Annotated in this window: 20 protein-coding genes; 12 read left to right on the plus strand and 8 right to left on the minus strand. The window is 69.4% G+C overall.

The features are described from left to right. The first annotated feature begins 77 nt into the window (after positions 1-77). From RM423_RS04920 to hrpA, 3 genes are all read left to right on the plus strand, one after another. Positions 78-1334, plus strand: a complete 1257-nt coding sequence (locus RM423_RS04920) for a DUF4032 domain-containing protein (RefSeq protein WP_311421884.1) — start codon at positions 78-80, stop codon at positions 1332-1334. Next, complete coding sequence (locus RM423_RS04925) at positions 1331-1990, plus strand: MBL fold metallo-hydrolase (RefSeq protein WP_311421885.1); 660 nt, start codon at positions 1331-1333, stop codon at positions 1988-1990. The genes RM423_RS04920 and RM423_RS04925 overlap by 4 nt, the downstream gene beginning before the upstream one ends. A gap of 148 nt (positions 1991-2138) precedes the next feature. Beyond that, positions 2139-6218 carry an ATP-dependent RNA helicase HrpA gene (hrpA, locus tag RM423_RS04930; protein ID WP_311421886.1) on the plus strand — a complete coding sequence of 1360 codons (4080 nt, stop codon included), beginning with the start codon at positions 2139-2141 and terminating at the stop codon, positions 6216-6218. 28 nt (positions 6219-6246) lie between these two features. On the opposite strand, the gene RM423_RS04935 is transcribed toward hrpA, so the two are convergent. Beyond that, positions 6247-6786, minus strand: coding sequence for a flavin reductase family protein (locus RM423_RS04935; protein WP_311421887.1), 540 nt, complete (start codon positions 6784-6786; stop codon positions 6247-6249). 129 nt (positions 6787-6915) lie between these two features. On the opposite strand from RM423_RS04935, the gene RM423_RS04940 reads away from it, so the two are divergent. The 5 genes from RM423_RS04940 to RM423_RS04960 all read left to right on the plus strand — a co-directional run bounded on the left by RM423_RS04940 (position 6916) and on the right by RM423_RS04960 (position 11175). Beyond that, complete coding sequence (locus RM423_RS04940) at positions 6916-7515, plus strand: nitroreductase family protein (protein WP_311421888.1); 600 nt, start codon at positions 6916-6918, stop codon at positions 7513-7515. Between the two features lie 63 nt (positions 7516-7578). Beyond that, on the plus strand, positions 7579-8787 hold the full coding sequence (locus tag RM423_RS04945; protein ID WP_311421889.1) for a homogentisate 1,2-dioxygenase: 1209 nt from the start codon (positions 7579-7581) through the stop codon (positions 8785-8787). Further along, positions 8784-9638, plus strand: a complete 855-nt coding sequence (locus tag RM423_RS04950; RefSeq protein ID WP_311421890.1) for a hypothetical protein — start codon at positions 8784-8786, stop codon at positions 9636-9638. The genes RM423_RS04945 and RM423_RS04950 overlap by 4 nt, the downstream gene beginning before the upstream one ends. After that, complete coding sequence (fahA, locus tag RM423_RS04955) at positions 9635-10843, plus strand: fumarylacetoacetase (protein WP_311421891.1); 1209 nt, start codon at positions 9635-9637, stop codon at positions 10841-10843. The genes RM423_RS04950 and fahA overlap by 4 nt, the downstream gene beginning before the upstream one ends. A gap of 44 nt (positions 10844-10887) precedes the next feature. Next, positions 10888-11175, plus strand: coding sequence for an antibiotic biosynthesis monooxygenase family protein (locus tag RM423_RS04960; RefSeq protein WP_311421892.1), 288 nt, complete (start codon positions 10888-10890; stop codon positions 11173-11175). 8 nt (positions 11176-11183) lie between these two features. Here the strand turns inward: RM423_RS04960 and RM423_RS04965 are convergent, their stop codons facing one another. Next, positions 11184-11597 (minus strand): VOC family protein, encoded by a 414-nt coding sequence (locus tag RM423_RS04965; RefSeq protein WP_311421893.1) that lies wholly within the window; start codon positions 11595-11597, stop codon positions 11184-11186. Between RM423_RS04965 and RM423_RS04970 the strand changes: the two genes are divergently transcribed. Then, the gene (locus RM423_RS04970) at positions 11596-12534 is read left to right on the plus strand and encodes a pseudouridine-5'-phosphate glycosidase (protein WP_311421894.1); all 939 of its coding nucleotides are present in this window, start codon (positions 11596-11598) and stop codon (positions 12532-12534) included. The two genes, RM423_RS04965 and RM423_RS04970, sit on opposite strands and share 2 nt — an antisense overlap. Continuing rightward, complete coding sequence (locus RM423_RS04975; protein WP_311421895.1) at positions 12531-13433, plus strand: carbohydrate kinase family protein; 903 nt, start codon at positions 12531-12533, stop codon at positions 13431-13433. The genes RM423_RS04970 and RM423_RS04975 overlap by 4 nt, the downstream gene beginning before the upstream one ends. Before the next feature lie 47 nt (positions 13434-13480). Here RM423_RS04975 and RM423_RS04980 read toward each other — a convergent pair whose 3' ends face one another. The 5 genes from RM423_RS04980 to zapE all read right to left on the minus strand — a co-directional run bounded on the left by RM423_RS04980 (position 13481) and on the right by zapE (position 19244). Further along, positions 13481-14209, minus strand: a complete 729-nt coding sequence (locus tag RM423_RS04980; RefSeq protein ID WP_311421896.1) for an LmeA family phospholipid-binding protein — start codon at positions 14207-14209, stop codon at positions 13481-13483. Then, positions 14206-16365, minus strand: coding sequence for an excinuclease ABC subunit UvrB (gene uvrB, locus RM423_RS04985; RefSeq protein WP_311421897.1), 2160 nt, complete (start codon positions 16363-16365; stop codon positions 14206-14208). Before uvrB ends, RM423_RS04980 begins: the two co-directional genes overlap by 4 nt. A 42-nt stretch (positions 16366-16407) precedes the next feature. Then, positions 16408-17406: a TerC/Alx family metal homeostasis membrane protein gene (locus RM423_RS04990; protein ID WP_311421898.1), complete on the minus strand. Its 999-nt coding sequence runs from the start codon at positions 17404-17406 to the stop codon at positions 16408-16410. Positions 17407-17656: 250 nt separating this feature from the next. Further along, a complete protein-coding gene (locus RM423_RS04995) occupies positions 17657-18118 on the minus strand; it encodes a GreA/GreB family elongation factor (protein ID WP_311421947.1) in 462 nt (153 codons plus the stop codon). 91 nt (positions 18119-18209) lie between these two features. Continuing rightward, on the minus strand, positions 18210-19244 hold the full coding sequence (gene zapE / locus RM423_RS05000) for a cell division protein ZapE (protein WP_396327593.1): 1035 nt from the start codon (positions 19242-19244) through the stop codon (positions 18210-18212). Between zapE and RM423_RS05005 the strand changes: the two genes are divergently transcribed. Further along, positions 19243-20028 carry a pyrimidine reductase family protein gene (locus RM423_RS05005; protein WP_311421900.1) on the plus strand — a complete coding sequence of 262 codons (786 nt, stop codon included), beginning with the start codon at positions 19243-19245 and terminating at the stop codon, positions 20026-20028. The two genes, zapE and RM423_RS05005, sit on opposite strands and share 2 nt — an antisense overlap. On the opposite strand, the gene RM423_RS05010 is transcribed toward RM423_RS05005, so the two are convergent. Beyond that, a complete protein-coding gene (locus RM423_RS05010) occupies positions 20029-21102 on the minus strand; it encodes an ATP-dependent DNA ligase (protein WP_311421901.1) in 1074 nt (357 codons plus the stop codon). Between the two features lie 102 nt (positions 21103-21204). Here RM423_RS05010 and RM423_RS05015 point away from each other — a divergent pair, with 102 nt between their 5' ends. After that, the gene (locus RM423_RS05015; protein WP_311421902.1) at positions 21205-22818 is read left to right on the plus strand and encodes an alpha/beta hydrolase; all 1614 of its coding nucleotides are present in this window, start codon (positions 21205-21207) and stop codon (positions 22816-22818) included. Position 22819: the final 1 nt, after the last annotated feature.

Here is a 22819-nt window from a genome sequence, read left to right on the forward strand (position 1 = left end):
CGTGCCGACGCGGTACCTGGGATCTCGCTGATGTGGCGGCGCCCACCGGTACCGAACCGGTTTAGGCTTTAACTCTCATGCGCAACTACACGATCACGACGCTCGGTGCCGCCACCGAGCTTCTCGACCTGCCCTTCGACCGGCCGCTGGAGGAGTGGAACGACCCGCGGATCGTCCAGGTCCCGCGCGGCATCTCGCGGCACGTGGTGCGCTTCGTCCGCGCGCACAACCAGATCTTCGCCATCAAGGAAGCCACCGAGCGCTACGTGCTGCGCGAGCATCACCTGCTGCGCGAGCTCGCCGACGCCTCGGTTCCGGTGGTCGACGCCTTCGGCACCGTGATCGACCGCAGCGACCAGCAAGATCACCACCTGGACGGGCTGCTGATCACCCGCCACCTGCCGTACTCACTGCCCTACCGGTCGCTGTTCACCGAGCGCTCACTGCCCGATCTGCGGTCCCGGCTGCTGGACGCGCTGGCGCAGCTGTTCGTCCGGCTGCACCTGAGCGGGTTCTTCTGGGGTGACTGCTCGCTGTCCAACACGCTGTTTCGCCGGGACGCGGGATCACTGGCCGCCTACCTGGTCGACGCCGAGACCGGCGAGATGCATCCGCAGCTGTCCCGGGGGCAGCGCTCGCACGACATCAGCATCGCCACCGAGAACATCGCCGGTGAGCTGATGGACCTGCAGGCCGGTGGCTACCTGTCGATGGACGACGACCCGGTCGAGACGGCGATGGCGCTGCAGCCGCGCTACGACAAGCTGTGGGCCGAGCTGACCGACGACGAGGTCTACCCCTCGGGTGAGAGTTACCGCATCGAGGAACGCGTCCGCCGGCTGAATTCGCTGGGCTTCGACGTGTCCGAGATCGGCATCCGGACCGAGGACGCCGGTCGCAAGCTGCGGTTCGAGACACACATCGTCGAGCCGGGACACCACCAGCGGCGGGTGTACGCGCTCACCGGGCTGCGGGTGCAAGAGAACCAGGCACGGCAGATCCTGTCCGACCTGGCCCGCTTCCGCGCGAAGTGGATCGAGGGCGTCGAGCACGACATTCCCGAGGACCTGGCCGCCCGGCGCTGGCTGGACGAGAAGTTCTACGGGGTGCTCGGCATGATCCCGGACCGGCTGCGCCGCAAGCTTCCCGACGCCGAGCTGTTCCACGAGATCGCCGAGCACCGGTGGCTGATGTCGGAGCAGCTGGGACGCGATGTCGGACGCCAGGCGGCGGTGGACGACTATGTGAAGACGGTGCTGTCCAAATTGCCCGACACGGCAGTGCGCATCCTGACCGATCCGATAACTGAGGAGATGCCGGTGATCCGGGAATGACGTACACGGGTGAGGTCGGTGTCGGCGGTCCGGTCGACCAGCGCGAGCTGCCGGGGCTGAGCGTCGCCAAAGTCGCCGTCGGGTCGATGTCGAACAACGCCTACCTGCTTCGGTGCACCGCCACCGGCGAGGCGCTGCTGATCGACGCGGCCGCCGAGCCGGAGCGGCTGGCCGAGTTCGTGCACCTGGGCGGAGTTCCGGCAAGCGCCGTCGTCACCACCCACCAGCACGGCGACCACTGGCAGGCCCTTGCCGCGGTGGTCGCCCAGACCGGTGCGCGGACGATGGCCGGAGCCGACGATGCCGGCGGCATCCCGGTGCAGACGGACCGGCTGCTGCACCACGGCGACACCGTGCATGTGGGCAACGCCGAACTCGCGGTGATCACCCTGCGCGGGCACACCCCGGGGTCGGTCGCGCTGTATTACCAGGACCCCGAGGGGACGGGGCACCTGTTCACCGGCGACTCGCTGTTTCCCGGCGGCCCCGGGCGCACCACCAGTCCCGTGGACTTCATCAGCCTGATGGACGACCTGGAGCAGCGGGTGTTCGGCGTCTACGAAGACTCGACGTGGGTGTATCCCGGCCACGGCAACGACACCACTCTGGGTGCCGAGCGTGGCTCGCTCGCGGAGTGGCGCGCCCGCGGCTGGTGACCAGCGGTCACGCGGAGCAGGCCTGCGCGATCTCACGCCGCAGCGCTGGGCTCATCTCGGTGCCGGACCATGTTCGATGAGCGCCCGCACCCCATCGGCGGTAATGCGGTCGGCTCACTCCCGCAGCGCAACTACGCTGGAGCGTGACATGCCTGCTTCCGTCACGCCACCGGCCACTACGCCACCGCCCGCGTCCCGGCCGCCGAAGTCGCCCAGTCGCGGCAAGCCGTCCGGATCGTCAGAACTGCAGCGCGAGCTGGCCGAGCGCATCAATCAGCTCGGGCTCCGCGACCGGCACCGGCTCGGCAGGCGGCTGGACGGCTTCCGCGGCAAGCGCGCCGCCACGGCCGAGCAGCTGGCTTCCCTTGCCGCCGACGTGGACCGCGCGGAATTGCGGCTGAGCGACCGCCGTGCCGCCGTGCCCGCCCTGAGCTACCCGCCGGACCTTCCGGTCAGCCAGCGCCACGACGACCTGCTCGCCGCCATCCGCGACCATCAGGTCGTCGTCATCGCGGGTGAGACCGGCTCGGGCAAGACCACCCAGATTCCCAAGCTGTGCCTGGAACTGGGACGCGGCGTGCTGGGCATGATCGGGCACACCCAGCCACGCCGGATCGCCGCGCGCGCGGTCGCCGAGCGGGTCGCGGAGGAACTCGGCAGCGAGGTCGGCGAGGTGGTGGGCTTCGCCGTCCGGTTCACCGATCGGGTAAGCGACACCAGCCTGATCAAGCTCATGACCGACGGCATCCTGCTCGCCGAGATCCAGCGCGACCGGGAGCTTCGGCAGTACGACACGATCATCATCGACGAGGCGCACGAGCGAAGCCTGAACATCGACTTCCTGCTGGGCTACCTCCGTCAACTGCTGGCGCGCCGGCCCGACCTCAAGCTGATCATCACCTCGGCGACCATCAACCCACAGCGCTTCGCCGACTACTTCGGTGGCGCGCCGGTCGTCGAGGTGTCCGGGCGCAGCTACCCGGTCGAGGTGCGCTACCGCCCGCTGGTCGCCGAGCGCTTCCTGGCTTCCGAGGACGACGACGAGTACGACTTCGACGACGAGCGGCCGGCCGGCGGCAGCACCAAGGCAGCGGGAGCAAGGGCCGACGGCGACGACCGGGACCAGATCACCGCGATCTGCGACGCGTTGGAGGAGTTGCGCCGCGAGCCGCCCGGCGACGTCCTGGTGTTCCTGTCCGGTGAGCGGGAGATCCGTGACACCGCGGACGCCATCAACGGCATGGACCTGACCGGCACCGAGGTGCTGCCGCTGTACGCGCGACTCTCCAGCGCCGAGCAGCACCGGGTGTTCAGCGCGCACCGGGGACGCCGGGTGGTGCTGGCCACCAACGTCGCCGAAACGTCGCTGACGGTGCCGGGCATCAAGTACGTGATCGATACCGGAACCGCCAGGATCTCCCGGTACAGCCAGCGCACCAAGGTGCAGCTGCTGCCGATCGAGGCCATCTCGCAGGCCTCGGCGAAGCAGCGGGCCGGTCGCTGCGGGCGTACCTCGGAGGGCATCTGCATCCGGCTGTACTCCGAGGACGACTTCGAGTCCCGGCCGGAGTTCACCGACCCCGAGATCCTGCGTACCAACCTCGCGTCCGTCATCCTGCAGATGGCCTCGCTGGAGCTCGGGTCGATCGAGAAGTTCGGGTTCATCGACCCGCCGGACGCCCGCCAGGTCGCCGACGGTGTCGGCCTGCTCACCGAACTCGGCGCTTTGGAGGCGACCGGCCGGGCGCTCCCCCGGCTCACCGACCTCGGACGGCAGATCTCGCAGCTGCCGGTCGATCCGCGGCTGGCCCGGATGATCGTCGAGGCTGACAAGCGTGGCTGCCTGCGCGATGTGCTGGTGCTCGCGGCGGCGCTGTCCATCCAGGACCCGCGGGAGCGTCCGGTAGAGCACAAGCAGGCCGCCGACCAGCAGCATGCCCGGTTCGCCGATCCCACCTCGGACTTCGCCGCCTACCTCAACCTGTGGCGCCACGTCCGCGAGCAGCAGCGGGAGCTGTCCTCGAACCAGTTCCGCCGGATGTGCCGCACCGAGTACCTGAGTTACCTGCGCATCCGGGAGTGGCAGGACCTGTTCAGCCAGCTCCGCCAGATCGTCAAGGGGATGGGCCTGGTCGTCGGCGACGAGCCCGGCGACGCCGAGCAGATCTCGCGCAGCCTGCTGTCCGGGCTGCTGTCCCACGTGGGCCTGCGCGACCCGGCGCGGCGCGACTATCTCGGCGCGCGCAACGCCCGATTCGCGATCTTTCCCGGCTCTGCGCTGTTCAAGAAGCAGCCGCAGTTCGTGATGTCGGCCGAACTGGTGGAGACGTCCCGGCTGTGGGCGCGCGTCAACGCCGCCGTCCAGGCCGAGTGGGCCGAGGAGCTGGCCCCGCAGCTGGTGAAGCGCAGCTACAGCGAGCCGCACTGGGAGCGCCGGCGTGGCGCCGTGGTCGCTATCGAGCGGGTGACGCTGTACGGCGTGCCGCTGGTGGTCGGGCGCAAGGTCGGTTACCACCAGATCGAGCCGGAGCTGTCGCGGGAACTGTTCATCCGGCACGCCCTGGTCGAGGGTGACTGGGACACCCGGCACCACTTCTTCAAGGCCAACCAGCAGCTGGTCGCCGAGGTCCAGGACCTGGAGAACCGGGCTCGCCGCCGCGACATTCTGGTGGACGACGATTCGGTGTTCGCCTTCTACGATCAGCGCATTCCCGCCTCGGTGGTGTCGGGCGGCCACTTCGACGCATGGTGGAAGAAGGCCCGGCACAAGACTCCCGACCTGCTCGACCTGTCCACCAATCAGCTGATCCGGCCGGGTGTCGGGGACATCTCGCCGAACCAGTTCCCGGACCGGTGGAGTTCTGGCACGTTCGACCTGGACCTGAGCTACCGCTTCGAGCCGGGTGCGGCCGAGGACGGCGTCACGGTCACCATCCCGCTGCCGGTGCTGGGTGAGGCTACCGACGCCGGCCTGGACTGGCAGGTGCCGGGCCTGCGCACCGAGTTGGTCACCGCGTTGCTGCGGACGCTGCCCAAGCACATCCGGCGCGGCGTCGTCCCGATTCCGGACACCGCGGCCGAACTGGTGGCCGCACTGCCCGACCCCGCTCCCGTGGGCGCACGGGTCACCAGGGTGCTCAGCGCGGAACTGCGCCGGCTCAAGCACGTCGACATCCCGGACGACGCCTGGGACCTGTCCAAACTGCCCGAGCACCTGCGCCCCACCTACCGGGTGGTCGACGCCGACGGCACGCTGCTGGCTGAGGGCAAGGACCTCGCCGAGTTGCAGAAGCGCTTCGCGCCCGAGGTGACGGCGACCCTGCAGAGCGCCACCGCCGACGTCGCCCGCGACAAGATCACCAGCTGGGACTTCGACGAGCTGCCGAGGACGGTGCAGCGCCAGGTCAGCGGCAACCTGATCACCGGCTACCCGGCACTCGTGGACGCTCTGGACTCGGTATCCATCCGGGTGCTGCCCAACCAAGCCCGGCAGCAGGTCGAGATGTGGACCGGCACCCGCCGGCTGCTGTTGCTGAACCTGCCGTCACCGGTCAAGGACCTCATCCGGGGCCTCAGCCAGCGTCAGCGCCTCACCCTGAGCCGGACGCCGCACGGCTCCCCTGCCGCGTTGCTGGCCGACTGCGTTGCCGCGTCGGTGGACGAGCTGATGCGCAAGGCCGGCGGTCCGGCGTGGGACCGAGCGGGCTTCGATCGGTTGCGCGCAGCCGTGGGCGCGGGCCTGCACGAGACCGCGGCGCAGGCACTCCGGGTGGTCGAGGGCATCATCGCCGACGCCCAGCGCGTCGAGGTCCGCCTCGGCGAGCTGACCGCCAAGCCGCTCGCCCCGGTCGTGGCCGAGGCACGGGCACACCTCGATGAGCTGGTGTACGCCGGTTTCGTCGCCGGCACCGGGTTGGCCCACCTGCCGCACGTCCGTCGCTACCTCAGGGCGCTGGATCAGCGGCTGGCCGACGCGCCGACCAACCTGGCACGCGACCGGGAGCGGCAGGCGACCGTCGACCTGGTGCGGCGCGACCTGGCCGAGCTGCGGGCCAAGCTTGCGGACGAGGACGACGGGGCGGTGCCCGTTCGGCTGACCGAGATCGGCTGGATGATCGAGGAGCTGCAGGTCAGCCTGTTCGCCCAGAAGCTCGGAACGGCCCACCCGGTGTCCGTGCCACGGATCCACGCCGCGATGGATGCCCTCGACCCGGCGATGGCCGGCTGAGCACTGCTGGTGGGCTGAGGGCCGGGGGTCAGTCGGTGGCGCTGACCGCTGCCGCTATCCCCGCGTAATACGCGCCGCGGAAGAACACCAGCGGGTCGCCGATGTGGGCGTGCACGCCCATCCGTTGGATCTCGGCAATGACGACGGTGTGGTCACCGGCCGGGTACTCGGCCTGGACGGCGCACTCGATCCAGCCGAGGGCGTCGCCCAGCAGCGGGGCGCCGTTCTCGCCGGCCGACCAGGCGATGCCCTCGAAGCGCTCGCCGGCCTTACCCGCGAACTGCCGGCTGACGTCCTCCTGACCGGCGGACAGCACGTTGATGGCGATCGCGCCGACCTCGCGCAGCTGAGGCCAGGTGGTCGAGGACTGCGCCGGGCAGAACAGCACCAGCGGCGGTTGCAACGACAGGGACGTGAACGAGTTCATCGACAGCCCCACCGGACCGGAGCCGGTCTGCGCGGTGATCACCGCGACGCCGGTCGGGTAATGCCCCAGCACATGCCGGAAGGATTCGGCGTCCGGATGGCTGAGAGCCGGCCCGGACGTGATCAGCAGTTCGTCGTCCACCCGGTCAGCCTAGTCAGCAGCGACGTCCGGACATAACGGCCATCCCGCGCGGTCGAGTGCGGCCGGACGCGGCGATAAGCTCACCGCCACAATCCCGCTCCAGCAACCCGCTCCAGCAGACAGGACGTCATGGATCTGATCACCGCGATCCGCTCCCGCCGCAGCACCGCCCCGGTCACCGACGCGGCGCCGTCGGAGGCGGAGCTGCGTGAGCACCTCGCGGTGGCGGCGCACAGCCCAGACCATGCCGGGCTCCGGCCGTGGCGGCTGATCAGCATCCGGGGTGCCGCGCGGCAGCGGCTGGGCGACGCACTGGTCACCGGCTTCGGCGACGAGCCGGGAACACCGGCGGCTGCCAAGACCGCCTCCCGGCCGCTGCGAGCCCCGCTGCTGGTGGCAATCGTCTGCACGCCGGTGCAGCACCCGAAGGTGCCGGCCTGGGAGCAGCTGGCCGCGACCGCCGCGATGGTCAGCACCCTGGAGCTGGTGCTCTTCAACGCCGGTTGGACGGCGATGTGGCGCAGCGGCCCCGCGGTGGAGCTACCCGAGGTTCGCCGGCTGCTCGAACTGGCCGAGCACGAGCAGCTGCTCGGCTGGCTCTACATCGGCGGCTCGCCGGACACGGGTCCGGCGCAGAATGCAGCTGTCGGTTCGGCTGTTGTCGAGCAGCCCGATCCAGAGGTCGGAGGCAAGTTGTCCGAACTGTCAGCCGGCACCGCTACGGTCTGAGAAGCAATTCGGCAAGCATTGGCAAGCACTGAATCGAAGGCGAAAGACAAGGGAGTCCACGCCATGGCGTACTACCGCAGCGTCGGAGCCGTTCCACCGAAGCGGCACACCCAGCACCGCGATCCGGCCGGCACGCTCTACTTCGAAGAGCTGATGGGTGAAGAGGGCTTCAGCTCTGACTCGTCCCTGCTCTATCACCGCAACATTCCGTCGGCGTTGATGGACGTGCGCCGATGGCAACTGCCCGATCAGGGGACGGTTCCGAACACGCCGTTGACGCCTCGGCACCTGGTGCTGCCCCAGCTGTTCGCGGGCTCGGACCCCGCCGAGGTCGATGCGGTCACCGGCCGCCGGCTGGTGCTCGGCAACCCGGACGTGCGGATCAGCTACGTCGTCGCCGGGCGCGCGTCGTCGTTCTACCGCAACGCCATCGGCGACGAGTGCGTGTTCGTGCAGGGCGGAACGGCGACGGTCGAGACGATCTTCGGCGCGATCGACGTCGCCGACGGTGACTACGTGCTGCTACCGCGCGCCACCACGCACCGCTGGCTCCCCACTGGCGATGAGCCCGTTCGGCTCTATTGCATCGAGGCGAACTCGCACATCGCCGCACCGAAGCGGTACCTGTCCCGGTTCGGCCAACTGCTCGAGAACGCTCCGTACTGCGAACGGGATCTGCGCGGCCCGGCGCAGCCACTGCTGGCAGCGACCGGCGAGGCGCCCGGGTCCGGGTTCGAGGTTTTCGTCAAGCACCGCGACTCGACCGGCATCGTGGGCAGCGTGCACGTGCTGCCGCACCATCCCTTCGACGTGGTCGGCTGGGACGGCTGCCTATACCCGTATGCCTTCAACGTCCGGGACTTCGAGCCCATCACGGGTCGGGTGCATCAGCCCCCGCCGGTGCACCAGGTGTTCGAGGGCGACAACTTCGTGATCTGCAACTTCGTACCGCGCAAGGTGGATTACCACCCGCTGTCGATCCCGGTGCCCTACTACCACTCCAATGTCGACTCCGACGAGGTCATGTTCTACGTCGCCGGCAACTACGAGGCGCGCAAGGGCTCCGGCATCGGGCCGGGATCGATCTCGCTGCATCCCGGCGGCCATTCACACGGACCGCAACCCGGCGCGTACGAGGCAAGCATCGGCGTCGAGTTCTTCGACGAGCTCGCGGTCATGGTGGACACCTTCCGCCCCCTGGAGCTGGGCGAGGCCGGCCGGTCCGCCGACGACGGCAAGTACGCCTGGAGCTGGACCGGCGGCCGGGCGTGACCACGGCGGCTCGCGAAGAGATCCCACCGCTGTTCCAGGGCCTGTTCGACGACGCGGCACTGTTCCCGCCCGGCAACTCGCCCATGCCGGATGCGGTGCGGCTGCATGGCGAGCACCGGCGGAGCGCGCACGCCGGCCTGGTGGGCGGCTTCGTCTGCCCGAGCGGGCGGCTGTCCGAACTCGATGCCGCCGCGCGTGAGAACGACCTCGGCACCAGGGCCGTCTCGCTCACGGTGCCCGGTGGGGCGGACGAGCTGGCGCGGGCGGTGCGCTCGGTGGGGGCGTACCCGGGGCTGCGGCTGGCCGCGATCGAGGTTCCGGTGCCGGCCGGCGAACTGCCAGCGGCGCTCCGCGAGCTCAGCACGGTTGCCGCCGCCGAGGGCTGCGCGGTGTTCGTGGAGGTTCCGGTCAGGGACGTGACCGCATCGATCAGCGATCAACTCGCCGAGTCGGGTCTGTGCCTGAAGGTGCGCACCGGCGGCACGGTGGCGGAGGCCTTTCCCGACGATGCGATGCTGGCGGCCGCGATCGGTACGGCCGTACGGAGCCGCGTCCGGTTCAAGTGCACCGCCGGACTGCACAACGCCATCCGCCATGTCGATCCGGCGACGGGCTTCGCGCACCACGGCTTTCTCAACGTCCTGCTCTCGGTGCACGCCGCGCAGATAGGCTCTGCAGTGGCCGGGGACCTGCTCGCCGCACGAGACCCGGCCGACCTGGCCCGGCAGGTGCGAGCGCTGTCTCCCGAGGCGGCCGAGACGTTGCGCGCCCAGTTCCGCTCGATCGGCAGCTGCAGCATCACCGAGCCGTTGAACGACCTCAGAACTCTGGGATTGGTGAGCGCGGCATGACCGAATGCTGGCTGGACCTGGCCGAGAACGAACCGTTCGGACTCGCCACGCTGCCGTACGGCGTGATCGCACACGGCAACGGGCAGCCACAACCCGCGGTGCGCATCGGCGACGTCGCCGTGCCGCTGCGGTCCGCCACGGCGGCACTGCTGCCAGGCTGCGCTGAGCTGTTCGCCGGTGCCTGCCTGGACGCCTTCCTCGCTGCCGGCCCAGCCGTCTGGAGCGAGGTACGCGCGGCCGTGACGAGCTGGCTCGGCGACGAGCGGCACCGCCCGGTGATCGAGCCGCTGCTCATCCCGTTGACCGACGCCCGGACGGTGCTGCCCTTCACTGTGGCCGACTACGTCGACTTCTACGCCTCGGAGAATCACGCCAGCAATGTCGGCCGGATCTTCCGGCCAGGTTCCGAGCCGCTGACCCCGAACTGGAAGCACCTGCCGATCGGCTACCACGGCCGGGCCGGCACCGTGGTGGTGTCGGGCACCGACATCACCCGGCCGCAGGGACAGCGCAAGGTCGGGGAGGCCATCGAGTTCGGCCCGTCGCTGCGGCTGGACATCGAGGCCGAGGTCGGCTTCGTCGTCGGCGTCGGCTCCACCCTCGGAAGCTCGGTGCCGATCGCGAGCTTCGCCGACCACGTGTTCGGCGTGGTACTGCTCAACGACTGGTCCGCTCGCGACCTGCAGGCCTGGGAGTACGTGCCGCTGGGGCCCTTCCTCGGGAAGTCCTTCGCGACGTCCATCTCGGGATGGATCACCCCGCTCAGCGCGCTGGCGCACGCCCGGGTACCGGCGGTCGAGCGGAACCCGGCGCCGTTGCCGTACCTGGACGACACCGGCGACTCCTGGAACCTGGCGCTCGAGCTGACCGTCAGTCTGAACGGCGAGGTCCTGAGCCGGCCACCGTTCGCGACGATGTACTGGACGGCAGCACAGATGCTGGCTCACCTGACGGTCAACGGCGCCTCGCTTCGGACCGGTGACCTCTACGGCTCCGGAACGGTCAGCGGACCGGACCCGGACCAGCGCGGGAGCCTGCTCGAGCTGAGCTGGGGCGGGGCGGAGCCGTTCACCCTCTCGGATGGGTCCCCACGCTGCTTCCTTGACAACGGTGACGAGGTGGTGATCACGGCGGCGGCACCCGGTCCCGGCGGCGGCCGGGTCACGATCGACGAGGTGCGCGGCCGGATCGCGGGTGCTGACTGACCGCCCGCTGCCTGATTGCCGAACGGACCTGCGAAGATCCATGCATGGTTCTCGAACTCGCGCTTCTCGACGTCACTCCCGGCAGCGAGGCTGCCTTCGCCGAGGGTTACCGCAAGGTCAAGCCCGCATTGGCCGAATCAGCCGGCCTGCTCAGTGTCCGGATGACCCAGGGCGTCGAGACGGCGACCCGGTTCGTGCTGATGGTGGAATGGGAATCGGTCGAGGCGCACCAGGCCTTCCGCGACTCCGACCGCTACGCGATCTGGCGCGCGGGCATCGGCTCGTACTTCGACGGCCAGCCGCGGGTCGAGCACTTCACCGACCTGAGCTGAGCCGCGGCTCAGGCCCGCACCACGACCTCGATCACGTTGCCGGCCGGGTCGGCGAACTGAACCCCGTAGTACCCGAGCTGCACCGACTCCCAGTCCCGAGGCGCCTGCACCACAACCGCGCCCGCTGCCACGCCATCGCGGTGCGCCGCCCGAACCAGGTCCGGGTCGGTAACCCCCAGCGCCAGGTGCGCACCAAGGGTGGCCTTGAGCCCGGCCGCCAACCAGAGCATCGGGCGCTCGCCGGGGTAGGCGTACCCGAGCGCGGCCACGGTATCCGGATCGTCCTCCTCACCCTCGGGGTCCTCGTAGTCCACGGTGGGACTGAGTCCAAGGCTGCCGAGAACGGCGTCATATATTGGCCGACTGGCTTCGAAGTCGTCGGTGACGATCGTGACGTGATCCAGAGTCGTGCGAACAGGCATGACACATCTCTACCGGATCGAGAGAACCGACATGCAGCTACACCCCGAGGTTGCGGCAGCGCTCGCAGCGAACCAGCCGGTCGTCGCGCTGGAAAGCACCATCATCAGCCACGGTTTGCCCCGCCCCGACAACCTGGGCATCGCGCGTGACATCGAGCAGGCCGTGCGAGACGGCGGCGCCGTTCCGGCCACCATCGCCATCATCGACGGCGATCCGCACATCGGGCTGGACGACGCCGCCCTGAAGGCGATCGCCACCTCCGACGATGTGGTCAAGGTCAGCGTCCGTGACATCGCCACCATCGCGGCGCGCGGCGGCACCGGTGCCACCACCGTCGCATCCACCGGCCACCTCGCCGCGCTGGCCGGCATCTCGGTGTTCGCCACCGGCGGCCTGGGCGGGGTGCACCGGCAGGCGCGGGAGTCCTGGGACGAGTCCGCCGACCTGACCACGCTCTCCCGGACCCCGATCACAGTCATCTGTGCCGGGGTGAAGTCCATCCTGGACGTGTCCGCCACCCTGGAGCGGCTGGAGACGCTGAACATCGGCGTGCTCGGCTACCGGACCAACGCCTTCCCCGGCTTCTACCGTGCCGACTCGGGGCACACCCTCGACTGGCGGGTGGACTCCCCCGCCGAGGTCGCCGCTGTGCTGCGGTCCCGCCGCGAGCTGGGCACCGACCGGTTCGGCCTCATCGTCGCCAACCCCATCCCGGCCGAGGACGAGCTGGACGCGGACCTGCACGACAGCACCCTGACGGCCGGCCTGGCCGCCCTGGACCGGGAAGGGGTCAGTGGCAAGAACGTCACCCCGTTCCTGCTGGACTTCTTCCACCGCGAGACGCACGGCGCGTCGCTGACGGCCAACGTGAAACTGGTGCTGAACAACGCGCGGGTGGCCGCCGAGATCGCCGCCGCGTACGCCGCACAGGGGTGACCCGCCGGATCGTCTGCCTCGGCGATGTGATGGTCGACGTGCTGGCGATTCTGCCCGGACCGTTGCGGCACGCCTCCGACACCCCTGCCCCCGTGACACTCGGGCACGGCGGATCGGCTGCCAATACCGCCGCCTGGCTGGCGGCCTGTGGCGCGCCGGGTTACTTCGTGGGCCGGGTGGGCGACGACGCCTTCGGCCGCGAGGCGGTCCGGGTGCTGGTCGATCAGGGTGTGTCACCGCTGGTATCCATCGATCCGGCGGCGCCTACCGGCGTCTGCATCGTGCTGGTCTCGCCGGATGGTGAGCGGACGATGATTCCCTCATCGGGTGCGAACCTCACGATCCGGCCAGCAGATCTGGGAGCCGACCTGCTCGGGGCACAGGACCATCTACACCTGTCGGGGTATGCGCTGCTCAACGAGGGTTCCCGCGAGACGGCGTTGTTCGCGTTGGGCACCGCGGCGTCGGTCGGGGCGTCGGTGTCGGTGGACGCAGCCTCTGCCGGGCCCATCCGCGCGGTCGGCGGCGCGGTCTTCCTGGACTGGCTGCCCGACGGCGCGCTGCTGCTCGCCAATGCCGACGAGGTTCGTGCCCTGAGCCCGGAGCCGGACGACGCCGCCGCGCTGGATCACCTGGTTGAGCGGGGCCTCACCGTGGTACTCAAGCGAGGTGGCGAGGGCGCTCTCGTTGCCAGCGGAGCGGACCGGCTGCCGGTACCGGCCACGCCGGTGCCCGCGGTGGACACCACCGGAGCCGGTGACGCGTTCGCCGCAGGAGTGCTGGCGCCCCTGCACCACGGCAGCGACCTGGTCGAGGCGGTCCGCCAGGGCAACGCCCTCGGCGCCCGAGCCGTGAGCCAGGTCGGCGCCCGCCCAGGTAGGCCGAGGGCGGCTAGGTAAGCGGATGCCGATCCGTTTTAGGCCGTGCGGACACCAGTTGTGGTGGCCTAGCCGCCGTTGAGCGGGACGTGGGTTCCTGAGCCGGCTACCTCGACACCGGCCGGGGTGGCGATGATCCGGTCGATCCGCAGCCCGAAGGGCAGGCCGCTGAGCGACAGCTGGTTGCCGAAGACGGAGAGGAACTGATCCGTCGTCGACTGCGGCAGCGATACCCCGGTGTCGGCGAGGGTAACCCGGACCTGGGAGAACTGCAGCCGGTCGCCGCCGAGCACGTTGACCTCGGCGCTGACCGACCCGGTGACCGACAGCCCGAGCGCGCTCAGGGTCTTGGTCGTCGCTACCCGTCCCGCTCCGTCCGCGCCGGTGCCGTCGTAACGCAGCGGAACCCCCACCACCCGCGACAGCTCCGAATAGGTGACGGTGGCGGTACCACTCACCGTGTCGGCGGTGGCCCGGGAGAAGTCCCGGGTGGTGTTGATGCCCGTCGCCCTGGCGTTCACGGTTTTCATGGTGACCTTGCGGCCGCTGTCACCGACGGTGACCTGGCTGGCGTTCAGCCGCACGGCGCGGTACCTGTTGCCGATGACCTGTGTCAGAAAGGGGAATCCTTCGATGTGCACACCTGGGCGGCGGGACAGGTTCTGAGTGCTCTGGATCTTGCTGGCCACCGCCCGGTCGGCAATCACCAGCGCCACCCGGTCGGCGACCACGAGCAGGATCGCCAACACCAGCACGGTGACGGCAAGCCCGCGAAGCGGCGAGCGTCGGCGCGTCAACGCACGCCTGCGGCGTCCATGCCCCGCAGCTCCTTTTTCAGCTCCTGGATCTCGTCACGAAGGCGGGCCGCGACCTCGAACTGCAGGTCACGGGCCGCTCCGAGCATCTGCTCGTTGAGTTGCTGGATCAGGTCTGCCAGCGCGGCGCGCGGCATCTCTGCCACGTCCAGCTTGCCGTCGGCATGCGCCCCGACCCCCACCACGCCGCCGGAGCCGACGCCTCGCCCGGCGCGACCGGGTGTCGGGGACTTGCCACGCGACTGTGACCGGCCCGAGCCGCCCACCGGCGCGCCGGCCGCCAGCAGCTCTTCGGTGTCTTCGGCCTCGCGGGCAAGCATGTCGGTGATGTCGGCGATCCGCTTGCGCAGCGGCTGCGGGTCGATCCCGTGCTCGGTGTTGTAGGCGACCTGGATCGCGCGGCGCCGGTTGGTCTCGTCGATCGCCTGCGCCATGGACCGGGTGATCTTGTCGGCGTACATGTGCACCTGGCCGGAGACGTTGCGCGCGGCGCGGCCGATGGTCTGGATCAGGGAGGTCGCCGAGCGCAGGAAGCCCTCTTTGTCGGCGTCGAGGATGGCGACCAGCGACACCTCGGGCAGGTCGAGCCCCTCACGCAGCAGGTTGATGCCCACGAGCACGTCATACTCCCCCATCCGCAGCTCGCGGAGCAGCTCGACGCGGCGCAGGGTGTCGACCTCGGAGTGCAGGTAGCGCACCCGGATGCCCAGCTCCAGCAGGTAGTCGGTGAGGTCCTCGGACATTTTCTTGGTGAGCGTGGTGACCAGTACCCGCTCGTTCTTCGCGGCCCGGTCGCGGATCTCGTGCACCAGGTCGTCGATCTGGCCCTTCGTCGGCTTGACGACGACCTCGGGGTCGATCAGCCCGGTCGGGCGGATCACCTGCTCGACGAACTCACCGCCGGTCCGGCCGAGCTCGTAGTTGCCCGGGGTCGCGGACAGGTAGACGGTCTGGCCGACGCGATCGACGAACTCCTCGAACTTCAGCGGCCGGTTGTCCATCGCGCTCGGCAGCCGGAACCCGTGGTCGACCAGGGTCCGCTTGCGCGACATGTCGCCCTCGTACATGCCGCCCGTCTGCGGCACCGTCACGTGGGACTCGTCGATGACCAGCACGAAGTCCTCGGGGAAGTAGTCGAGCAGGCAGTTCGGAGCGCTGCCGGGCGCGCGGCCGTCGATGTGCAGCGAGTAGTTCTCGATGCCGGAGCAGAACCCGACCTGGCGCATCATCTCGATGTCGTAGCTGGTGCGCATCTTCAGCCGCTGTGCCTCGAGCAACTTGTTCTGGTTGTTCAGCTCCTCCAGCCGGCCTTCGAGCTCGCGTTCGATGCCGGCGATCGCCTTTTCCATCTTCTCGGGCCCGGCGGCGTAGTGGGTCGCCGGAAAGATGAAGACCTCTTCGACCTCGCGGATGACCTCACCGGTCAGCGGGTGCAGGTAGTACAGCCGCTCGATCTCGTCGCCGAACATCTCGACCCGGATGGCGAGCTCCTCATAGACCGGGAAGATCTCGACGGTGTCGCCCCGCACCCGGAACGTGCCACGGGTGAACGCGATGTCGTTGCGCGCATACAGCACGCCGACCAGGCCGCGGAGGATCTTCTCGCGCTCGATCTCTTGACCCACCCGGAGCCGGACCGCCCGGTCGACGTACTCCTGAGGCGTGCCGAGGCCGTAGATGCACGAGACCGTCGCTACCACCACCACGTCGCGCCGGGTGAGCAGGGACATCGTCGCCGAGTGCCGCAGCCGCTCGACCTCGGAGTTGATCGCCGAGTCCTTCTCGATATAGGTGTCCGTCTGCGGGACGTAGGCCTCGGGTTGGTAGTAGTCGTAGTAGCTGACGAAATACTCGACCGCGTTGTTCGGCAGCATCTCGCGCAGCTCGTTCGCCAGCTGGGCCGCCAGGGTCTTGTTGGGAGCCATCACCAGTGCCGGTCGCTGCAGCCGCTCGATCAACCATGCCGTGGTGGCGGACTTTCCGGTTCCGGTGGCACCCAGCAGCACGACGTCTCGGTCACCCGAGCGGACCCGCTTCTCGAGCTCGGCGATCGCGGTCGGTTGATCGCCGGATGGCTCGAACTCGCTGATGACCTCGAACTTGCCGCTCTTCGGAATGATGTCGCTGTCTACCCGCATGCTTCAAGAGTACGAGGCGGCACCGACAACCCTGGCCGTCCGTCAGCTCACAGAGCGGGCATCGCGCGCGGTCTTGGCCAGGCTCAGCACCGTGGTGGTCGCCAGGATGCCGAGGATGACCACCAGCGACAGCCAGATCGGGATGTCCGGCGCCCACTCGACGTGCTGACCGCCGTTGAGGAACGGCAGCGTGTTCTCGTGCAGCGCGTGCAGCACCAGCTTGACGCCGATGAAAGCCAGCAGCACCGAGAGCCCCAGGCTCAGGTAGATCAGCTTCTTGAGCAGACCGCCGATGAGGAAGTACAGCTGGCGCAGCCCCATCAACGCGAACAGGTTGGCGCTCAGCACCAGATACGGTTCCCGGGTGAGCCCGTAGATGGCCGGAATGGAGTCCAGCGCGAACAACAGGTCCGTCGTGCCGAGGGCCACGATCACGATCGCCATCGGCGTGATCCGGCGCTTGCCGTCCTGCCGCACGGTGATCCGGCTGTCGACGTACTCGTCCGTCGAGGGCACCCGCCGGCGGAGCCAGCGGACCAACCGGCCCTCTTCGTAGTCCGCGGACTCCTCGGCCTGTTCGTTGCCGATGCCCTCCTTCGCCAGCTTGAACGCGGTGTAGACCAGGAAGGCGCCGAACAGGTAGAACACCCACGAGAAGGTGTTGATGGCGGCCGCGCCCACCGCGATGAACACGCCGCGTAGCACCAGCGCGAGCACGATTCCGATCAGCAGGGCCGATTGTTGCAGGTGCCTGGGCACCTGCAGCTTGGTCATGATGATGAGGAAGACGAACAGGTTGTCGATAGACAGCGAGTACTCGGTCAGCCAGCCCGCGTAGAACTCGGTGCCGTAGCGGTGGCCGCTGAAATAGAGCACCGCGATCCCGAACAGCACGGCAGCGCCGATGAAGAACGCGAGGTGTGTTGCTGCCTCGCGCATGGACGGCTCGTGCGGCCGCCGGCCGATCACGAACACATCGACGAGCAGGAACAGGACGGCGCCGCCCAGCGTGAGCGCCCAGACGAGCGGGGATACGTGCATAGTCCAACCTCCGGTCAGCTGTGTACTGCCTGCTTGATGCATGCAGTGGCTGCCGGAGGTCTCACCCACCCCGCCGAGGCGGGGCCGACCGCCCGGGACCGCTGCCGAAAACCTCTTCGGCGGTCCGTGATGACGGGACGATCGTGTTGGGTTACTCCCCTCCAGTACGCCCGAGCTTACCCGACCGAGCCGACCCACCGTCCCGTTCCGAAGAGCGGAAACCGGCGACCAGCGGAAACCGGCGACGCCGTCAGCCGGCGATCTCTACCAGGGTCACGGTGAGCGAGCTCCCGGAGGCGACGCGGTAGGTCAGCTTGTCGCCGGGGCGCGCACCGAGCAGTACCTCGCCCAGCGGGCTGGTGGGAGTGATCACCTGCACGCCCGCGGCCGCCTGCTCCACGAGCCCGATGAGGAAGTCCTGGGTCTCGTCATCGTCCTCGAAACGGATCGTCACGGTGCTGCCGATCTCCGCCGCGACAGCCTTGGGCGCGTCGGACACCGGGGCCTGCAGCTGCACCTGAAGCGCCGCAATCCGCGCGTCCAGCTCCTCCAGGCGGATCAGGGCCTCGACATTGCCGGCGTGGTCGGCGGCATCTCCCGATCCACCGGGCGGGATGCTCTCGATGGCGGCCTGCTCGCGCTGGCTCTGCAGGTCCTCCAGCCGCACCATCAGGGCGTCGCGCGCGGAAGTCGAAATCGAAGGCATGATCATCGTCACGGAGGTGTCCTTTATGTGAAACGGCTGGAATCTGTAGCAACTCCGCAGCAGCCGAAATGGTTCCGGCTTACCGAGAGTTTCTGAATCAGGCTGCCAGGCGGGCCAGCGCGACGAGCCGCGAGATCGCCCGCCGGTACTTCTTCCGGTAGCCACCCGCGAGCATCTCGGCGCTGAACAGCGCGTCGAGCTGAAGCCCCGAGGTGACCAATTCGATCTGGCGGTCATAGAGCCGGTCGACCAGGACGACCAACCGCAGCGCCACATTCTGGTCCGGTACCGGCGCCACCCCGGTGAGGCAGACCCGGCGAACACCGTCGAGCAACGCGCCGTAGCGCGATGGGTGCAGCGTGGCCAGCTGCGCCAGCAACTCGCCGAAATCGTCCAGCGAGGCACCCGCGCCCTGAGCCGCTTCGACCACCGCGGCCTCGTTGCGGGGCGCCGGCGCCGCGGGCAGGCCGCGGTGCCGGTAGTCCGGACCGTCCACCCGTACGGAGGCGAACCTCGCCGCCATCGACTGGATCTCACGCAGAAAGTCCTGGGCGGCGAACCGCTCCTCACCGAGTCGATCCGGCAGCGTGTTGGAGGTGGCTGCGAACCGAACCCCGGCCTCGTCCAGCCGGGCGAGCAGGGTCGATACCAGCACGGTGTCACCGGGATCGTCGAGCTCGAACTCGTCGATCGCCAGCAGCCGCATCCCGGACAGCTCGGTGACCAGCCGGGCGAAACCGAGCGCGCCCGCGAGCTGGGTGAGCTCCACGAACGTCACGTAGGCCTTCGGCGACGGTGCGGCATGCCACAGCGAGGCGAGCAGGTGCGTCTTGCCGACGCCGAAACCGCCGTCGAGGTAGACCCCGGCCGGGCCGGCCGGCGGCGGCGACCGCCGGAACAGCCCCTTGCGAGCGGGTGGCGCCAGCTCTGCCGCGAACCGCCGCAGCACCGCGGCGGCCTCGGCCTGGGTCGGCTCGGCCGGGTCCGGACGGTAGCTGTCGAAGCGCACGTCGGCGAACAGGGGCGGCGGCGTCAGTCCCGCGATCAGCGAGTCGACCGCCACCTCGGGACGGCGGTCTGCGAGACGGGTCGGCACAGCAGGGAAGTTTAGTTGTGTTGAGATAGGCGCCATGCGAGCACTGCTGCCAGCCCCGTCCGACACCACCACCGAACAGGTCGACGTGCATGCTCACTACGCCGAGGGCTGGGTCGAGCCGGGCGGTGTCCGGATCAACTTCGTCACCAGCGTGGATGGCGCCGCCAGTAGTGCTGGCCTCTCACGCGGGTTGCAGACCCCCGGCGACAACGCGGTGTTCGCGGCGCTGCGCGACCTCGCTGATGTGATCCTGGTCGGAGCCTCGACCGCCGCGGCCGAGAACTACCGCCCGTCCGACCCGCCCGAGCGGCGCAAGGTGATCCGGCGGGCGTACGGCCTCGCCGAGGCACCGGCCATCGCGGTCATGTCCTCCAGCCTGCGGCTGGATCTCTCGGCCGAGCTGTTCACCGCCGCCACGGTGGCGCCCACCCTGGTGATCACCGGGTCCTCGGCCCCGCTCAGCCGGCGCAACGACCTCATCGACCTGGCCGGAACGACTACCCGGCTGCAGCTCATCGAAGCGCCGTCCGGCAGCGACGGCGAGGTGGACTTCGCCGCCACGGTGACGTCGCTGCGCGAGCTCGGGTACCACCGGATCCTGTGCGAGGGCGGTCCTCGGTTGTTCGGGGCCGCCGTCGGCGCCGGCTGCGTGGACGAGCTGTGCCTCAGCGTCTCACCGCTGCTGGCCGGTCCGGGCGCGGGCCGCATCATCGGTGGCAAGCCGTGGTCCGACGAGCCGACGCCACGGCTGACGCTGACCGGCCTGCTGACCGAGGACGACGCGCTGTTCTGCCGGTACCGGGTTCAGAACGCCGCCTGACTAGGCGCGGCTGCCGAGGCCGGGAACGATGTCGGCCAGCTGGAAGGTCACCGCCTGTTCGAGCTGGGCATAGGTGCAGGACTCCGGGGTCCGGTCGGGACGCCAGCGATTGAACTGGGCGGTGTGCCGGAAGCGCTCCCCTTCCATGTGGTCGTAGCGGACCTCTACGACCCACTCCGGCCGCAGCGGCGTGAAGGACAGGTCCTTGCCGGCATTCCACCGGGAGGTCTCACCCTTGCGGGGCGTGCGCTCGCCGGCCTCGTGCGCCGCCCAGTTCCACGGATGCTGGTCCATCCCGATGACCAGCGGCTGCAACTCGGCGAACAGCTCCCGGCGGCGCACCATCGGAAAGGCGCCGATGACGCCGACCGAGTTCAGCACGCCCGCGTCCGTGTAAAGGCCCAGCATCAGCGAACCGATGACGTCCGGGCCGCTCTTGTGCACCCGGTATCCCGCGACCACGCAGTCAGCCGTCCGCTCGTGCTTGATCTTCCACATCACTCGCTTGTCCGGCTCGTAGCTGCCCTCCAGCCGCTTCGCGACCACGCCGTCCAGCCCGGCCCCCTCGAACTCGGTGAACCACCGCACGGCGATGTCGCGGTCCCGGGTCGCCGGGGTCAGGTGGATGGGCGCGCGCACGCCGGCCAGCGCGGCTTCCAGGGCGGCACGGCGCTCGGTGAACGGCCGGCCGGTGTAGTCCTCGTCGCCGAGCGCGAGCAGGTCGAAGGCGATGAACGACGCCGGGGTCTGCGTGCTCAGCAGTGTCACCCGCGAGACCGCTGGATGGATCCGCTGCTGCAGCGCATCGAAGTCCAGTCCCACGTCGGTGGCGATGACGATCTCGCCGTCGATGACGCAGCGCTCGGGCAACTCGGCCTTGACCGCCTCGATCAGCTCCGGAAAGTACCGGGTCATCGGCCGCTCGTTGCGGCTGCCGAACTCGACCTCGTCCCCGTCGCGGAAAATGATGGAGCGGAAGCCGTCCCATTTCGGCTCGTACGACGCCCCGGACGGGATCTCGGACACAGATTTCGCCAGCATCGGGGACACCGGCGGCAGCACAGGGAGTTTCATCCGGCCATTGTGACGGATCGGCCGCCCGGGAGCGCCGTCCCCGCGGTGAGCGACGCGGGTGGCGGACTGCTTCGGCGGCGGAGCGGTCGGTAGCCTGAGGCAGTGCAACCCACCCGTCGTTCGCCCCGTCTGTCCCTGATCGCCAGCGTTGCCGTCACGCTCCTGGTTTCCGCCGCCTGCACCAAGGACAAGGCCGCGGACGCGCCGAAGACGACACCGGCTCCGGCCACCTCGAGCGCGTCCGTGTCGAGCGCGTCCGCCGGCCCGACCGCGACCGCGAGGCCGACCGCGGCACCGGCCGGCATCGCGTTCTCCGACTGCTCGGAGCAGTTCCAGGCCGCCATCCGCAGCCCCAAGGCAAAGAGCATGGTGTTCTCGTGCGGCAAACTGGCGGTGCCGCTGGACTATGCCAGGCCCACCGGGGCGCGGATCGACCTGTTCGTGGTGAAGGTGCACAGCAAGTCCCAGAAGACGTCGGCGCGGATCGGGTCGCTGGTGGTCAACCCCGGCGGTCCCGGTGGCTCGGGCGTGAACCTCGCCGCGGGCCTGGTGAGCTCGTTGAGCTCCGACGTGCTGGATCGCTTCGACGTGGTCGGGTTCGACCCCCGGGGTGTGGGCCTGTCGGGTCCGCTGCAATGCATCAGCGACAAGCAGAAGGACCAGCTGTCCGCCGCCGACCCGGACGTGCGCACCGCTGCCGGCCGCATCCAGGCACGCGCGCTGTCCGACGCCGTGGCCAAGGGCTGCATCGCGAAGTACGGCTCGGCGCTGAGCCACTACAACACCGAAGAGACCGCCCACGACATGGATCTGCTGCGGCAGGCGCTGGGCGACAGCAAGCTCAATTACCTCGGCTTCTCCTACGGAACCCGGCTCGGGGCCGCGTACGCTCACGAGTTCCCGACGCATATCCGCACCGCCGTGCTGGACGGTGCGGTCGACCCGGTGGCCGGCGAGCTGACGACGGACGAGCGGCAGATCAAGGCCTTCGAGGACGCCTTCGACCAGTTCGCCGCCGACTGTGCGAAGCGGAGTTCCTGCGCGTCGATCGGCAATCCGCGGACGGTGGTGGAGCAGCTGATCAAGTCGGCCGACCGCTCCCCCATCAAGTCCAGCAAGAAGGGCGAGACCCGCCGCGCGACCGGCGGCATCGTCACCATCGGCGTGCTGTCGGCGCTGTACGACCAGACTCAGTGGGCAGAACTGGGGACGGCCCTGAGCGCCGCCGAGCGCGGTGATGCCGCCAAGCTGTTCACGCTGGCCGATCAGTACTCCGAGCGCGATCCCGAGACCGGGCACTATGCCAACATTCTGGACGCCAACCTTGCGGTCAACTGCAACGACTCGACACTGCGGGTGACCGACGCCCTGGTCGCCAGCCGGGCGAAGACCTGGATCGCGAAGTACCCGATCTTCGGCCCGAACGCCTCCGCGTCGCTCTACAGCTGCCATGCCTGGCCGCGCTCGGGCCATCCGCTGCCGCCGGCCTCCGCGCCCGGCGCGCCGCCGATCCTGGTGGTCGGAACGGTGCACGACCCCGCGACGCCGTACGCCGCGGCGGGCGTGCTGGCGAAGGCACTGGGTACCGGAGTAGTGCTGAGCTGGGACGGCGAGGGGCACACGGCCTATCCCAAGACCAGCTGCGTCACCACGAAGGTGGACAAGTACCTGATCACCGGCATGCCGCCCACCGGTGACACCTGCCCGCGCAGCTAGC

Source organism: Jatrophihabitans lederbergiae (genome assembly GCF_031845305.1).
In the GTDB taxonomy this organism is placed as follows: Bacteria; Actinomycetota; Actinomycetes; order Mycobacteriales; family Jatrophihabitantaceae; genus Jatrophihabitans_A; species Jatrophihabitans_A lederbergiae.

What these genes read in the sequence shown, in the direction of transcription:
- RM423_RS04920 (WP_311421884.1), top strand. Translation starts at nt 78, where the DNA reads ATGCGCAACTACACGATCACGACGCTCGGTGCCGCCACCGAGCTTCTC.
- RM423_RS04925 (WP_311421885.1), top strand. Translation starts at nt 1,331, where the DNA reads ATGACGTACACGGGTGAGGTCGGTGTCGGCGGTCCGGTCGACCAGCGC.
- hrpA (WP_311421886.1), top strand. Translation starts at nt 2,139, where the DNA reads ATGCCTGCTTCCGTCACGCCACCGGCCACTACGCCACCGCCCGCGTCC.
- RM423_RS04940 (WP_311421888.1), top strand. Translation starts at nt 6,916, where the DNA reads ATGGATCTGATCACCGCGATCCGCTCCCGCCGCAGCACCGCCCCGGTC.
- RM423_RS04945 (WP_311421889.1), top strand. Translation starts at nt 7,579, where the DNA reads ATGGCGTACTACCGCAGCGTCGGAGCCGTTCCACCGAAGCGGCACACC.
- fahA (WP_311421891.1), top strand. Translation starts at nt 9,635, where the DNA reads ATGACCGAATGCTGGCTGGACCTGGCCGAGAACGAACCGTTCGGACTC.
- RM423_RS04960 (WP_311421892.1), top strand. Translation starts at nt 10,888, where the DNA reads ATGGTTCTCGAACTCGCGCTTCTCGACGTCACTCCCGGCAGCGAGGCT.
- RM423_RS04970 (WP_311421894.1), top strand. Translation starts at nt 11,596, where the DNA reads ATGACACATCTCTACCGGATCGAGAGAACCGACATGCAGCTACACCCC.
- RM423_RS04965 (WP_311421893.1), bottom strand. Translation starts at nt 11,597, where the DNA reads ATGCCTGTTCGCACGACTCTGGATCACGTCACGATCGTCACCGACGAC.
- uvrB (WP_311421897.1), bottom strand. Translation starts at nt 16,365, where the DNA reads ATGCGGGTAGACAGCGACATCATTCCGAAGAGCGGCAAGTTCGAGGTC.
- RM423_RS04990 (WP_311421898.1), bottom strand. Translation starts at nt 17,406, where the DNA reads ATGCACGTATCCCCGCTCGTCTGGGCGCTCACGCTGGGCGGCGCCGTC.
- RM423_RS04995 (WP_311421947.1), bottom strand. Translation starts at nt 18,118, where the DNA reads ATGATCATGCCTTCGATTTCGACTTCCGCGCGCGACGCCCTGATGGTG.
- RM423_RS05005 (WP_311421900.1), top strand. Translation starts at nt 19,243, where the DNA reads ATGCGAGCACTGCTGCCAGCCCCGTCCGACACCACCACCGAACAGGTC.
- zapE (WP_396327593.1), bottom strand. Translation starts at nt 19,244, where the DNA reads ATGGCGCCTATCTCAACACAACTAAACTTCCCTGCTGTGCCGACCCGT.
- RM423_RS05010 (WP_311421901.1), bottom strand. Translation starts at nt 21,102, where the DNA reads ATGAAACTCCCTGTGCTGCCGCCGGTGTCCCCGATGCTGGCGAAATCT.